Annotated in this window: 11 protein-coding genes and 2 tRNA genes; 9 read left to right on the top strand and 4 right to left on the bottom strand. The window is 70.1% G+C overall.

Translation table 11 applies throughout. The features are described from left to right. Positions 1-51: 51 nt before the first annotated feature. From ACIHCL_RS14355 to ACIHCL_RS14375, 5 genes are all read left to right on the top strand, one after another. Positions 52-564, top strand: a complete 513-nt coding sequence (locus tag ACIHCL_RS14355; RefSeq protein WP_399861852.1) for a DUF721 domain-containing protein — start codon at positions 52-54, stop codon at positions 562-564. 481 nt (positions 565-1,045) lie between these two features. After that, positions 1,046-3,169 (top strand): DNA topoisomerase (ATP-hydrolyzing) subunit B, encoded by a 2,124-nt coding sequence (gene gyrB, locus ACIHCL_RS14360; RefSeq protein ID WP_399861321.1) that lies wholly within the window; start codon positions 1,046-1,048, stop codon positions 3,167-3,169. Positions 3,170-3,215: 46 nt separating this feature from the next. Beyond that, positions 3,216-5,864, top strand: a complete 2,649-nt coding sequence (gyrA, locus tag ACIHCL_RS14365) for a DNA gyrase subunit A (RefSeq protein WP_399861323.1) — start codon at positions 3,216-3,218, stop codon at positions 5,862-5,864. A gap of 93 nt (positions 5,865-5,957) precedes the next feature. Then, positions 5,958-6,566 carry a DUF3566 domain-containing protein gene (locus tag ACIHCL_RS14370; RefSeq protein ID WP_399861325.1) on the top strand — a complete coding sequence of 203 codons (609 nt, stop codon included), beginning with the start codon at positions 5,958-5,960 and terminating at the stop codon, positions 6,564-6,566. Between the two features lie 70 nt (positions 6,567-6,636). After that, positions 6,637-6,713: transfer RNA gene (locus ACIHCL_RS14375), tRNA-Ile, on the top strand. A gap of 357 nt (positions 6,714-7,070) precedes the next feature. On the opposite strand, the gene ACIHCL_RS14380 is transcribed toward ACIHCL_RS14375, so the two are convergent. After that, the gene (locus tag ACIHCL_RS14380; RefSeq protein ID WP_399861328.1) at positions 7,071-7,442 is read right to left on the bottom strand and encodes a DUF6344 domain-containing protein; all 372 of its coding nucleotides are present in this window, start codon (positions 7,440-7,442) and stop codon (positions 7,071-7,073) included. A gap of 382 nt (positions 7,443-7,824) precedes the next feature. Here ACIHCL_RS14380 and ACIHCL_RS14385 point away from each other — a divergent pair, with 382 nt between their 5' ends. Together ACIHCL_RS14385 and ACIHCL_RS14390 are read left to right on the top strand one after the other, a co-directional pair. Next, positions 7,825-7,959 (top strand): DLW-39 family protein, encoded by a 135-nt coding sequence (locus ACIHCL_RS14385; protein ID WP_003958712.1) that lies wholly within the window; start codon positions 7,825-7,827, stop codon positions 7,957-7,959. A 406-nt stretch (positions 7,960-8,365) separates the two neighbouring features. Next, complete coding sequence (locus tag ACIHCL_RS14390) at positions 8,366-9,757, top strand: hypothetical protein (RefSeq protein WP_399861331.1); 1,392 nt, start codon at positions 8,366-8,368, stop codon at positions 9,755-9,757. A gap of 63 nt (positions 9,758-9,820) precedes the next feature. Here the strand turns inward: ACIHCL_RS14390 and ACIHCL_RS14395 are convergent, their stop codons facing one another. Both ACIHCL_RS14395 and ACIHCL_RS14400 read right to left on the bottom strand, forming a co-directional pair. Next, positions 9,821-11,281 carry a protein kinase gene (locus ACIHCL_RS14395; protein WP_399861333.1) on the bottom strand — a complete coding sequence of 487 codons (1,461 nt, stop codon included), beginning with the start codon at positions 11,279-11,281 and terminating at the stop codon, positions 9,821-9,823. Positions 11,282-11,376: 95 nt separating this feature from the next. Continuing rightward, positions 11,377-11,925: a helix-turn-helix domain-containing protein gene (locus ACIHCL_RS14400; protein WP_399861336.1), complete on the bottom strand. Its 549-nt coding sequence runs from the start codon at positions 11,923-11,925 to the stop codon at positions 11,377-11,379. Between the two features lie 172 nt (positions 11,926-12,097). Between ACIHCL_RS14400 and ACIHCL_RS14405 the strand changes: the two genes are divergently transcribed. Continuing rightward, a tRNA-Ala gene (locus ACIHCL_RS14405) sits at positions 12,098-12,170 on the top strand. A gap of 131 nt (positions 12,171-12,301) precedes the next feature. Here ACIHCL_RS14405 and ACIHCL_RS14410 read toward each other — a convergent pair. Then, positions 12,302-13,045, bottom strand: a complete 744-nt coding sequence (locus ACIHCL_RS14410; protein WP_399861339.1) for a DUF5324 family protein — start codon at positions 13,043-13,045, stop codon at positions 12,302-12,304. Positions 13,046-13,584: 539 nt separating this feature from the next. Here ACIHCL_RS14410 and ACIHCL_RS14415 point away from each other — a divergent pair. Continuing rightward, positions 13,585-14,112 carry a peptidylprolyl isomerase gene (locus ACIHCL_RS14415; RefSeq protein WP_399861341.1) on the top strand — a complete coding sequence of 176 codons (528 nt, stop codon included), beginning with the start codon at positions 13,585-13,587 and terminating at the stop codon, positions 14,110-14,112. Positions 14,113-14,140 lie beyond the last annotated feature (28 nt).

The following is a 14,140-nucleotide window of genomic DNA, read 5'->3' on the forward strand; positions in this document are numbered from 1 at the left end:
TCCGGGGTCTCCGGGGCTGCCGCGGAGGGGGCGCGTCCGGCGGGGGCGGGGCTGCCGGAGCCGTCGGGTGTCGATCTGGCCCGGGTGGCGCTGCGCGCGGCGAAGGAGCAGGCGCGGGCGCGCGGCGCCGCGGTGCAGCAGCGGAAGCAGGCCCGGCGGGGCGGAGGTCTGCGTTCCGGGGCGCGGGCCGATGGACGTGATCCGTTGCCGCTGGGCGCCGCGATCAACCGTCTGATCACCGAGCGGGGCTGGGAGACGCCCGCCGCGGTGGGCGGGGTGATGGGCCGCTGGCCGCAGATCGTGGGCGAGGACCTGGCCAAGCACTGCGTGCCGCTGAGGTACGACGAGGAGCCGGACGAGCGGGTGCTGACCGTGCGGTGCGACTCGACGGTGTGGGCGACGCAGCTGCGGCTGCTGGCGCCCCAGCTGGTGGCCCGGCTCAACGCGGACCTGGGGCATGGCACCGTCCGGATGATCAAGGTGCTGGGGCCGGGCGGTCCGCAGCACCGGTACGGCCCGTTGCGGGCGCCGGGGAGCAGGGGGCCGGGCGACACCTACGGGTGAGGCGCCGGGGCGGCCACGGGCGGCGCGGTCCGGGTTCTTCCGTTCACGGGGTTGGTGGGCGCTTTCACGGGGTTCGCGGGCGGCGTGCCGTGGCTCTCCGCGCACGGCGGGGCGAGGGGCCGGGGGTCGTGCGTTCCGGTCCGTGGCCGCACGGATCCGCGGGGGTTCGCCGCCCGCCGCACCTCATGTCGCACGGCTGTGCGGTGGTCGAAACCACGTGGTGGAAATGGGGCGTCCCTCACGGTAGTCGGAGGTTGACAGCCCGAAGCGCACAATGCCCGCGTGAGCCCCCTGGGGGCCCTTCCCGAATATGGGGAGTCGTCAGTCGCTGGTTGAGGGCGGCACATGCGTACTCAGGCGCCAGCAAACCCCCATGAGTGTCAGTGCTACCGGTAGACTGGTGGACAATCCCGCATGTCGCGGGAGTCGTCGATGACAAGCCGAACGACGCAGCCGCTCCGGACTGTCCGGAGGATGGCCTGTGCTGTGCCAGAAAGGGCGCTTCGTGGCCGATTCCGGCAACCCCAACGAGAACATTCCGTCCGCATCCGGTGAGAACGGCGAGGGCGTCGCCCCCGCCGAGGCAGCCGCCACCGTCGAGGCGCCCGCCTCCGGCGATCCGGCCGCCTCGTACGACGCCAGTGCGATCACCGTCCTGGAGGGCCTGGACGCGGTCCGCAAGCGACCTGGCATGTACATCGGCTCGACCGGTGAACGCGGCCTGCACCACCTCGTGCAGGAGGTCGTCGACAACTCGGTCGACGAGGCGATGGCCGGGCACGCGGACACGATCGACGTCACGCTCCTCGCCGACGGCGGTGTCCGCGTGGTCGACAACGGCCGCGGTATCCCGGTCGGCATCGTGCCGTCGGAGAAGAAGCCGGCGGTCGAGGTCGTGCTGACGGTCCTGCACGCGGGCGGCAAGTTCGGCGGCGGCGGCTACGCCGTCTCCGGCGGTCTGCACGGTGTCGGCGTCTCCGTGGTGAACGCGCTGTCGACGCGCCTGTCCGTGGACGTCAAGACGGACGGTTACCGCTGGACCCAGGACTACGAGTTCGGCGCGCCCACGGCCCCGCTGGCCCGCAACGAGGCCACCGAGGAGTCCGGTACGTCGGTCACCTTCTGGGCCGACGGGGACATCTTCGAGACCACCGAGTACTCCTTCGAGACGCTGTCGCGCCGCTTCCAGGAGATGGCCTTCCTCAACAAGGGCCTGACGATCCGGCTCACCGACGAGCGCGAGTCGGCGAAGGCGACGGCGGGCGCGGACGTCGCCGAGGTGGCCGAGGTCGCCGAGGAGGAGCAGGCCCGCACGGTCACGTACCACTACGAGGGCGGCATCGTCGACTTCGTGAAGTACCTCAACTCCCGCAAGGGCGACGTCATCCACCAGTCGGTGATTGACATCGAGGCCGAGGACAAGGAGCGCATGCTCTCGGCCGAGATCGCGATGCAGTGGAACACGCAGTACACGGAGGGCGTGTACTCCTTCGCGAACACGATCCACACGCATGAGGGCGGTACGCACGAGGAGGGTTTCCGCGCCGCGCTGACCACGCTGGTCAACAAGTACGCGCGCGAGAAGAAGCTGCTCCGCGACAAGGACGACAACCTCACGGGCGACGACATCCGCGAGGGTCTGACGGCGATCATCTCGGTGAAGCTGGGCGAGCCGCAGTTCGAGGGCCAGACCAAGACCAAGCTGGGCAACACGGAGGCGAAGACCTTCGTCCAGAAGGTCGTCCACGAGCAGCTCACCGACTGGTTCGACCGCAATCCCAACGAGGCGGCCGACATCGTCCGCAAGGGGATCGCGGCGGCCACGGCCCGGGTCGCGGCCCGCAAGGCACGCGACCTGACCCGCCGCAAGGGGCTGCTGGAGAGCGCTTCGCTGCCGGGCAAGCTGAGCGACTGCCAGTCCAACGACCCGACGAAGTGCGAGATCTTCATCGTCGAGGGCGACTCCGCCGGTGGTTCGGCGAAGTCCGGCCGCAACCCGATGTACCAGGCGATCCTGCCGATCCGCGGCAAGATCCTGAACGTCGAGAAGGCCCGTGTCGACAAGATCCTGCAGAACACCGAGATCCAGGCGCTGATCTCGGCCTTCGGCACCGGGGTCCACGAGGACTTCGACATCGAGAAGCTCCGCTACCACAAGATCATTCTGATGGCGGACGCCGATGTCGACGGCCAGCACATCAACACCCTGCTGCTGACGTTCCTCTTCCGTTTCATGCGTCCGCTGGTCGAGGCCGGGCACGTGTTCCTCTCCCGCCCGCCGCTCTACAAGATCAAGTGGGGCCGGGACGACTTCGAGTACGCGTACTCGGACCGGGAGCGCGACGCCCTGGTGGCGCTGGGCAAGCAGAACGGCAAGCGGATCAAGGAGGACTCGATCCAGCGCTTCAAGGGCCTCGGCGAGATGAACGCCGAGGAACTGCGCGTCACCACCATGGACATCGACCACCGGGTCCTCGGCCAGGTCACGCTGGACGACGCGGCGCAGGCCGACGACCTTTTCTCGGTGCTCATGGGCGAGGACGTCGAGGCGCGGCGCTCGTTCATCCAGCGCAACGCCAAGGACGTCCGCTTCCTCGACATCTGAGTCGGCCGTACCAGCAAGCCGCCGCTCGAAAGGACTTTGACCAGCAATGGCCGACGAGAACACCCCTGTGACACCTGAAGAGGAGCCCGCCGCCGGCGGAGGCATGCGTGTCGAGCCCGTGGGGCTCGAGACGGAGATGCAGCGCTCCTACCTCGACTACGCGATGTCCGTGATCGTCTCGCGTGCGCTGCCGGACGTGCGGGACGGCCTCAAGCCGGTCCACCGCCGGGTGCTGTACGCGATGTACGACGGCGGCTACCGGCCCGAGAAGGGCTTCTACAAGTGCGCCCGCGTCGTCGGCGACGTCATGGGCACGTACCACCCGCACGGCGACTCCTCGATCTACGACGCGCTGGTGCGTCTGGCACAGCCCTGGTCGATGCGGATGCCGCTGGTGGACTCCAACGGCAACTTCGGCTCCCCGGGCAACGACCCGGCCGCCGCCATGCGGTACACCGAGTGCAAGATGATGCCGCTGTCCATGGAGATGGTCCGCGACATCGACGAGGAGACCGTCGACTTCCAGGACAACTACGACGGCCGCAACCAGGAGCCGACGGTCCTGCCGGCCCGCTTCCCGAACCTGCTGGTCAACGGTTCGGCGGGGATCGCGGTCGGCATGGCGACCAACATCCCGCCGCACAACCTGCGCGAGGTCGCGGACGGCGCGCAGTGGTACCTGGAGCACCCGGAGGCCACCCAGGAGGAGCTCCTGGACGCGCTGATCGAGCGCATCAAGGGCCCGGACTTCCCCACCGGCGCGCTCGTCGTGGGCCGCAAGGGCATTGAGGAGGCGTACCGCACCGGCCGCGGCTCGATCACGATGCGCGCGGTCGTCGAGGTCGAGGAGATCCAGAACCGTCAGTGCCTGGTGGTCACGGAGCTCCCCTACCAGACCAACCCGGACAACCTGGCGCAGAAGATCGCCGACCTGGTGAAGGACGGCAAGATCGGCGGCATCGCGGACGTCCGCGACGAGTCCTCCTCACGCACCGGCCAGCGGCTCGTCGTCGTGCTGAAGCGGGACGCGGTCGCCAAGGTCGTGCTGAACAACCTGTACAAGCACACCGAACTCCAGACCAACTTCGGCGCCAACATGCTGGCGCTGGTGGACGGCGTGCCGCGCACGCTGTCGATCGACGCGTTCATCCGCCACTGGGTGACGCACCAGATCGAGGTCATCGTCCGCCGTACGCGGTTCCGGCTGCGCAAGGCGGAGGAGCGGGCACACATCCTGCGCGGTCTGCTCAAGGCGCTGGACGCGATCGACGAGGTCATCGCACTCATCCGGAGCAGCCAGACGGTCGAGGTGGCGCGCGAGGGCCTGATGGGCCTGCTGGAGATCGACGAGATCCAGGCCAACGCGATCCTGGAGATGCAGCTGCGCCGGCTGGCCGCGCTGGAGCGCCAGAAGATCACCGCCGAGCACGACGAACTCCAGGCGAAGATCGACGAGTACAACGCGATCCTGGTGTCGCCGGAGCGGCAGCGGAAGATCGTCAGCGAGGAACTGGCCGCGATCGTCGAGAAGTTCGGCGACGACCGGCGTTCCAAGCTGGTGCCCTTCGAGGGCGACATGTCCATCGAGGACCTGATCGCCGAGGAGGATATCGTCGTCACGATCAGCCGCGGCGGCTATGTAAAGCGCACGAAGACGGACGACTACCGCTCGCAGAAGCGCGGCGGCAAGGGCGTGCGCGGCACCAAGCTCAAGGAAGACGACATCGTCGACCACTTCTTCGTGTCGACGACCCACCACTGGCTGCTGTTCTTCACCAACAAGGGCCGGGTGTACCGCGCGAAGGCGTACGAACTCCCGGACGCCGGACGGGACGCGCGCGGTCAGCACGTCGCCAACCTGCTGGCCTTCCAGCCGGACGAGCAGATCGCGCAGGTCCTGGCGATCCGCGACTACGAGGCGGCGCCGTATCTGATCCTGGCCACGAAGGGCGGTCTGGTGAAGAAGACCGCGCTGAAGGACTACGACTCGCCCCGTTCCGGCGGTGTCATCGCCATCAACCTCCGCGAGATGGAGGACGGTTCCGACGACGAGCTGATCGGTGCGGAGCTGGTGTCGGCCGAGGACGATCTGCTGCTCATCAGCAAGAAGGCGCAGTCGATCCGGTTCACGGCGACGGACGAGGCGCTGCGCCCGATGGGACGTGCCACCTCGGGTGTCAAGGGCATGAGTTTCCGCGCGGACGACGAACTTCTCTCGATGAATGTTGTCCGTCCGGGCACGTTCGTGTTCACTGCCACCGACGGCGGTTACGCGAAGCGGACTTCCGTCGACGAGTACCGAGTTCAGGGTCGCGGCGGCCTCGGCATCAAGGCCGCCAAGATCGTGGAGGACCGTGGTTCGCTGGTCGGTGCGCTGGTGGTGGAGGAATCGGACGAGATTCTCGCCATCACTCTGGGCGGCGGTGTGATTCGTACGCGAGTCAATGAAGTCAGGGAGACGGGCCGTGACACCATGGGCGTTCAACTGATCAATCTGGGCAAGCGCGATGCCGTCGTCGGTATCGCACGCAACGCCGAAGCCGGCCAGGAGGCCGACGAGGTCGAGGGGTCCGAGGAGGACACCGGGGCCCCGCAGGCGGAGGCCGCCGAGACCACGGTTGAGAGTGCGACCGCAAGCACGGTCGAGGGCAACGCCGAAGACACGTCGTCTTCGGCTGGGGAGCACGAGGAGTAGAGCGTGAGTGGAGCCACGGGCGCCGGTTCGGCCGCTTCCGGAGTCGGAGCGAACGGTGCCCGTGGCCCCGCCGCGGACTCCCAAGGGGGCACTGTGACGGACACCCGGGGGCCTCAGCCCCAGTACGAGGGCTATGCGACCGGGCCACTGCCCGGCGATCGCGAGCCCGCACCGGGGCAGGCGAGCGGGCCGTACCACCCGCCGCAGGCGTACCCCTCGCCCGCGGGCGAGACCAAGGGCGGCCGGCCGGCCGGCACCCAGGGCGGTACGCAGGGCGCCGGCGCCGCGCAGGCGGCCCGGATGCCGCGGACGGGGGCGCGGACGACTCCGCGTACTCGCAAGGCCCGTCTGCGGGTGGCGAAGGCCGACCCGTGGTCGGTGATGAAGGTGAGCTTCCTGCTCTCGATAGCACTCGGCATCTGCACGATCGTGGCGGTCGCGGTGCTGTGGATGGTGATGGACGCGATGGGCGTCTTCTCCGCCGTGGGCGGCACGATCAGCGAGGCCACCGGCTCGAACGAGAACAACGGCTTCGACCTCCAGTCGTTCCTGTCACTGCCGCGGGTCCTCCTCTTCACGTCGGTCATCGCGTTGATCGACGTGGTGTTGGCGACCGCGCTGGCGACGCTGGGCTCGTTCATCTACAACCTCTCGGCGGGTTTCGTGGGCGGTGTCGAGCTCACGCTGGCCGAGGACGAGTAGCGCTCGGGCAATCGATTTTGGGACTGGCCCCGACGTGCGCTAATCTTCAGGAGTCAGCGCGCAGCGCGGAGGGGCTATAGCTCAGTTGGTTAGAGCGCATCCCTGATAAGGATGAGGCCACAGGTTCAAATCCTGTTAGCCCCACCAGTACGAAGGCCCCCGACCGATCCGGTCGGGGGCCTTCGGCGTGTACGGAGGGCGGAAGCGTCCGCATGACGGTGGCGGAGCACCGACCCGCTCTCCTTGACCCGCTCTTCTCGATCCGTTCTCTTCGATCCGCCTGCGGGACAGCCCTTGCAGCCTCGTATGCCAGGAAACATGTCGTCGCCGATCGATGAGCGGAGTCTGCGCGAGGGACGGGGCGGGACGTGCACGACCGCGCTGGACCGGAGGGCGTGACAGCGCGGGCGGGAGGGCGTGACAGCGCGGGGACGGAGCGCGTGAAGAAGCCCCCGCCCGGTGTGAACCGGTCTCGGGGGCTCGTGCGTTCAAGGGGCGCCGCTCTCAGGGCGGCAGGAGGGACATGTCCCCCGCCGGGGGCCGGTGGGCGGGTCGGGCGAAGCTCATGGCCGCTGTGGCGTGCCCGATGTCCGGGAGCAGCCGTCTCGCGGCGGGCGAGGAGCCGTGCGCCTCGGCCTGGATGCGCTGCTTCATCGTCGGCGGCAGCGACCTGTCACGGGGAAGAGTCCACCGGATGGACGGGGCGGTCGCGGTTGCCGCAGTCACGGCCGCGTGCTCCTGGTTCGTGGCAGTCGGCTCGATGGCGTTCTGCTGCGTGGCCGCCGCGGGGGCGCTCATGAATCCCAGCGCGGCGAGGAGCGCGAAGAAGGCGGTGACGAAGGCGGTCCAGATGCTCTTGGGCGTGAAGGTGCGCATGGCCCCTCGCTTTCGGGCAGTCCGTTTTGCTTACCTTTCTGATGATGTGGACGTGACCCGCGATTCCGTGGACCGACGCCTCGAATCCGTCGATCTTCAGATCAACACCACTCATCTGGTGCAACCGGCCTCCATGGGCTTCTGCGAGGCGATCGGTGCGGCCCCGCACCCGGGAGGCCGGTCGGTCGCGGCGTGCACCCGGAGGTGGCTTCCAGGGGCGCCATTAGAACGATTCATCGAATGGTCACCGGCGTCGGCGGGCGCGGTGATCGCTCATTCTGTGGCGCCAGTTGGGTCGCGCACAGGTCACTGATCGATATCGGCCGGTGTGTATAGTCGGGCGACAGAAGTCCCCTACGTCAAGGAAAGACGAGGTCGCGCGGTGAAGAAGCTTCTCCTGGTCGCACTGGCCGCCATCGGCGGGCTCCTCGTGTACCGCCAGATCCAGGCGGATCGCGCCGAGCAGGATCTGTGGACGGAGGCGACTGACTCCGTGCCCGCAGGTTCGGGTGTATGAGACAGACAACCTGATTGCGGGCCCCGGTCGCTGAGCGGCCGGGGCTTCGTGCTGTTGTGGGGGTGGAGACCCGTGCCTCCGGGTTCGCCCGCGCGAATCCACGGGGTGCGGAGCCCTTCGGGAGCGCGGGCGGCGGGAACCGGGCGCCGAGCACATCGAGCGCATGGAAACACCGAGAGCATCGGGAACGCCGAGAGTGCCGAGAGCATCGGGAACGCCGAGAGCGCCGGGAAAACGGACAAGGCGGGCAATCGGTTCGGTGTCGAAGACAGCGGCCGGGCGGTCGGGGCAGGATGGACCGGCATTGCCGCCCCTGGGCGGGCGCCGCGGCTGGGATCGCGTGACCCGTGTCCGTATGCCCCGGCGTCGCGGGCGGGCCGCACGGACGACGAGGGGAAAGCGCGTGATGAGGCAGCGCAGCAGGGGCCGGGCGGCGCTGGCCGCGGTCGCGGCGATGTGCGCGGCGGCGGCGCTGCCGGGGCAGGCGTACGCGGCCGGGGAGACCACCGCGTACACCTTCGATCCCGGGGCGAAGAAGATCAACGGCGCCGAGGTGAGCATCGAGGCGTCGCCGCTCACGACCGGGTCGGTCCACCGGAGCTCGATCAAGGGCGGCGAGAAGCTCTACTACCGCCTCGACCTCGACGCGAAGACGAACGCGTACGTCTCCGTCGTGGCCGTGCCCAAGGGCGGCGGAAAGGTCGCGTACGGCGACGGCTTCACGGTCAGCATCCGGGACAGCACGGACCGGCAGTGCGGTTACGAGACCGCCCGCTTCGCGTCGGCGGAGTTCCCGCGCCCGATCGCCGCGTACGCCCACCGGACCGTCGACAAGGACGGCGGTGCCTGCCAGGAGGCCGGGACGTACAGCGTCCTGATCGAGCGCGAGAGCAAGGAGACCTCCTCGCCCGAGGCGTGGGACCTGGAACTGCGCTATGCGTCGGAGCCGCGGCTCGGGACGGGCGGCGCGATGCCGACCGAGGCGCCGGGGAACTGGCCGTCGGAGTCGCCCGCGCCACCGACCGCCACCCCGCAGATGCGCTCGGGCGGCACCAGCTACTACGACGCGATCGGCGTGGAGACCGGTGAGTGGCACGACGACGTCGCGCCGGGGCAGACCCGCTTCTACCGGGTGCCGGTCGACTGGGGCCAGCAGCTCTTCGCCACCGTTGACCTGGGCAACAACAACGCCTCCACCGAGTTCGTCGGCAGCGCGCTCACGCTGTCCCTGGACAACCCGGCCCACGGCCGCGTCGACGACGCCATGCCGCTGTCCTACTCCGGCAAGTCCACGTCGGTATCGCTGGACCCGCTGCCGCCGGTGGCGTACGAGAACCGCTACTCCTCCCGCGACAGCGTCAGTGGCATGCGGTTCGCCGGGTGGTACTACCTGTCGGTCACGCTGAGCCCCAAGGTGGCGGAGGCGTACGGCGACAAGGCGATTCCGCTCAGCCTCAAGGTCACGGTGAAGGGGTCGCCGGGGAAGTCGCCGTACGCGGGGGACGCCGGGATCTTCTCGGTCACCGGGAGCGACAAGGACATGGCGAGGAACGGGAAGAGCGTCCCCGAGGCCGCCCGGAGCAGCACGATGAGGACGGTCGGGGTGGCCGGGATCGGCACGGGTGTCGTGCTGGTGCTCGGACTGGGGGTGTGGACGCTGTTGGCCCGGCGCCGCGCCGCGGCGGTCCCGGCCCCGGCCGGCCCGGTGCCGAGTGGACCTGCACAGGGCGGAGCCGTGCCGGGGGGACCGGCCGGGGACGGCCGGTCCCCGTACGGAGGGCCGCCGCAGGGCTGGTAGCGGCCAGGCCGGGAGGCGCCGGGGCGGGACCGCCGCGTGCGGGAAGGGTTCCGGCGCCTCGGCTCAGCTCAGGGCCAGCGCCCAGATGCCCACGGTGAAGCAGAGCAGTGCCACGATCAGGACCGGGACCGCCACCTTCGGGGGCGGTCCCGGGCGCTTCGCCGGCGCCGGAACGGCGACCCGGGGAGGCGCGCCCGACGCTCCCGTTCCCGTTGCGGGGAAGGGCGGCTGCCCGGCGGTGTACGCCTGGGTGAAGGCCGGATCGCGCGGCACCCCGGTCGTGGGCAGCTGAGAGGGGTCCGGCGCGGGGAAGGGAGCGGCGGCCGGATGTGGCGCGTGCGGTACCGGAGGCGTGGGCGCGGGTTCCCGTGAGGCCGGCGGCGCGGGCTGTACAGGGGGCGGCGGGAGGTGGAAGCTGCCCGTCTCCGACATCGACACGGGCGGCTGCATGGGGGACGCCCCCTGGCCGACCGGTCGCCCCTGCGCGGCGGGGTCCGGTGCCGCCCCGGTCCCCGACGGCGCGTTCGGCGGAGGCGTCCACGTGGGTTCGTGGGACGGCGGTCCGGGCACTGGGGGCGGCGGCGCGGACCGGTCGTCGCGTATGTCCGCGCGGGGTTCTGCCACCGCGTCCGCCCGGGGTTCCGCGACCGGCCCGTCGGGGCCGAAACCGGCGGGCAGCGGACCGATCTGGTCGAAGACCTCCACCAGCTCGTCGTCGGGGCCGGGCTCGGGCAGCATCTCGACCGCGGCCGACAGCGCCTTGCGCGCCCCCGTCGCCGTACGGAACCTGGCCTGGGGGTCCGGTTGCAGCAGACCGGCGAGGACCTGCCACAGCGGTTCGGGGAGGCCGTCCGGGGCGCCGGGGGTGCCGTGCGCGGCGAAGTGCTCGACGATCGCCCGCGCGTCCGGCTTCCGGCCCTGGAGCAGATAGAGCGCGACCAGACCGACGGCGAACAGGTCCGCGGGGAAGTCGGGCTCCGCGCCCATCATCTGCTCGGGGGCGAAGTAACCGGGCGTTCCGACCACGTAGTTGGTCTCGGTGAGGCGTGGCTCGCCCTTCCGCATGGAGATACCGAAGTCGGACAGCCGCAGGTGCGGCCGGCCGGTGCCGGTGGCGTCCAGAAGGATGTTGGCGGGCTTGATGTCCCGGTGGACCACGCCCTCCGCGTGCACCGTGGAGAGCCCGGACAGCAACTGGTCGAGCAGCACGCACACGAAGCGTGGCGGCAACGGACCGTAGTCACCGATCAGATGGGCGAGCGAACCTCCGCTCACCAGGTCCATGGTGAAGAGCACCTGGTCGTCGTCCGCGGCCCAGCTGGCCGGGGCGAGTACATGGGGGTGCTCGATCCGCAGCGCCTGTTCGCGAACGAAGCGCAGCAGCGTGTGGGCGTCGCTCTGCTGGAGGACCTTGGCCGCCACATAGCGGCGGCGGCGGTGGTCCCAGGCACGCCAGACGGCTCCGACTCCACCGCGCCCGATCGGATCGACCAGTTCGTACCGACCGGCGAAGACCTCACCCATTGCGCTGCGTCCGCTCCCCGTCCCTGACTTCCGGCCCGACTCGGGCCCGTCCCCCGCTTTCCGCCGTCCGCGTTCCGTTCTCCGCGGACGAGTCGTCAGCCCTGGTGCCCCTCGTAGTGCGCCACGGCCTCCGCGGTGCGTCCCGCGCCGTAGACCTTGAGGAACTCTGCCAGCTCCGGGTGGGTCGGGGCGAGTGAGTCGGCGGCTTCGATGATGTCACCGGCCGCGGCGACGGATCGCAGCAGTGACTGGATCTCGCGCACCACACGCCGGACGGTCGGGGCACCGCCGGTGTGCGAGGTCTGGCTGGGGGCGGTGAGGACGGAGCCGCCCTGGGACTTCTTGACCTCTTCCATGCGGTCGGCGGCCTCGCCCGCGCTGACGCTGCCGTCGGCCACCTGGCCGGCCAGTTCCTGAAGGGCTTGGACGCGCTGGACGACCGCGGGATTGCCGATCTTCGCACGCTGACCGCTCATCAGCTGGGAGAGCATCGGGGCGGACAGCCCGAGGACCGCTGCGAGCCGGGCCTGGTTCAGGCCGAGGTCGTCGATCAGGCGGCGGAACAGCGCCCCGAGAGGCTCTCCGTACCAACTGCGCTGAAGCTCTCTGGCTCTTGCCGTCGCCTCTTGCTGAGCTGCGTCCATGGCGTCTCCCCTTCGCTGCCGCTTCGCTGCTGCGAACCTCGTCGTGCATCTTACGGAGAGTGGTCGCCGACCGGGAGTCCCCATCTTTTTTGCGAGATTCCGGGGAGTACCCGGTACTCTGGTCTGCGGCGGTAGCCGAGGCGCTGAAACGTCCGGTGTTGTCCGCCTTTTCGGGGCCTTAGCTCAGTTGGTAGAGCGCTGCCTTTGCAAGGCAGATGTCAGGAGTTCGAATCTCCTAGGCTCCACCGAACACGACGAAGCGGGCGCCGGAGAATCCCAGGATTCTCCGGCGCCCGCTTCGTCGTGCGAGGGCCGCTCGGTTTCGTGGTGCGGCCAGGAGCTCGATGCCCGGCTCGACGGCCCGGGGCCGGGCGGCTCAGCCGAGGTCGTCGGGTCCGGTGCCGTTCACACCTTCGGGGCCGTCCCCCCTCTTGTCCTTCCCTTCCTGTCCCGCCTCGCCGGTCTCCCCCTCCTCCGGGTCGAGCGGCGTCGGACCGGAGCCGTCGACCGAGGACGGCGGGGTCTGCTCGGAGACCTCCGTGGGAGCGGACGGTTCGACCAGCCAGTCGGGGTTGGCCTGCTTGTCCCACCACCTCCAGGCGACGTAGGCGGCGCCCGCCAGGACGCCGGCCGCCAAGAAGCCCCTGCACAGCCGGCCGGCCCTCGCCCGACGCTCGTGCTTCCTGGACAGTCGCCTGATCTCCTCCGCGGTGACCTGGCTGCGCAGCGCGGCCAGCGCCGCCGCGCCGCGGGCCGACGCCTCCTCGGCCATGGGCTGGGCCACGGTCATCGCGTGCTCGACGCGCGGCACGGTGTAGTCCGCGGCGGTACGGGCGGCACGGCGGGTGTGGTACGCGGCGCGCTGCGCGACCTCATCGACCCTGGGCGGCACATGGGTGCGGGCCTGTTCGATGCGTGGTGCGAGATGCGTGCCGTAACGGGCGCGGGCCTGCTGGGCCGCCCTCGACACCTTCGGCGCGAGCCGTGCGCGGGCCTCGCACGCGAGTAGCGCGGCCTGCTCCTTGGCGGTGTCGGCGTAGGGCGCCACCACGTCCGCGGCGTGCTGCACGCTGTCCTTCGCCGAGCCGGTTGCGGCGCGCACGCTGTCGATGCGGGTCACGGGATCCTCCTCCTCGGTGGCGGGTGGTTGGTCCGCCTTTCCACCCATTGAGAGATCATGCCTGCCGAAGGCGGGTCCGGCATGCGGGGTGGGCATCCGGGGCAGGCGTCGTGAGCGGTCCGGGGCCGTCGGCCTTTCGTGCTCGTGTCTTCGGGTTCCGGCCGTTCGTGCGGTCCCCCGGTTTCCGGTGCGCCCCGGCCCGGAGTCCATAGGGCCTTCCCGGGCCTCATGTGACTTTCGGGTTGAACGGGGTGCAAGCCGAGCTTGCCGACGAGGGGGCCGGGGTTCGGCTGAGCCCGCGCCGGTTCGTCACGCGCCTGGCCGCACGCGTTCCTGCGGGGAGCGGCACGGAGCTTCCTGTGGGAGCGGTGTGGAGCGCGGGCCCGGGAGGCCGGGCGGGAGCGCGGGGCGGGGTCGGGCAACGAGGTGAGCGGGGCGCGTGCGGGGTGGCGGCCGGGCGCCGGAACGGGCGGTCCGTGCGAGGATCGACGGGCGTCACCGAACGACTGACGTCATCGAGGACTTACGGAAGGCAGATCGTGGCCGAGCAGCTTTACGCCACCTTGAAGACCAACCAGGGCGACATCGAGATCCGGCTCCTGCCGAACCACGCGCCCAAGACGGTCAAGAACTTCGTCGAGCTCGCCCAGGGCGAGCGCGAGTGGACGCACCCCGAGACCGGCAAGAAGTCCACGGACAGGTTGTACGACGGCACCATCTTCCACCGCGTCATCAGCGGTTTCATGATCCAGGGCGGCGACCCGCTGGGCAACGGCACCGGCGGGCCGGGGTACGAGTTCGCCGACGAGTTCCACCCCGACCTGGCCTTCACCAAGCCGTACCTGCTGGCCATGGCCAACGCCGGCCCGGGCACCAACGGCTCGCAGTTCTTCGTGACCGTCGCGCCGACCGCCTGGCTGACCGGTAAGCACACCATCTTCGGCGAGGTCGCCGACCCGGCCAGCCAGAAGGTCGTCGACGCCATCGCGTCCACCCGGACCAACCCCCGCACCGACCGTCCGGTGGAGGACGTCGTCGTCGAGTCGGTCGTCATCGAGAAGCGCTGATCACCTGCGGTCATCGGATGATCACGTT

Source organism: Streptomyces sp. NPDC052042 (assembly GCF_044548345.1).
Lineage (GTDB): Bacteria > Actinomycetota > Actinomycetes > Streptomycetales > Streptomycetaceae > Streptomyces.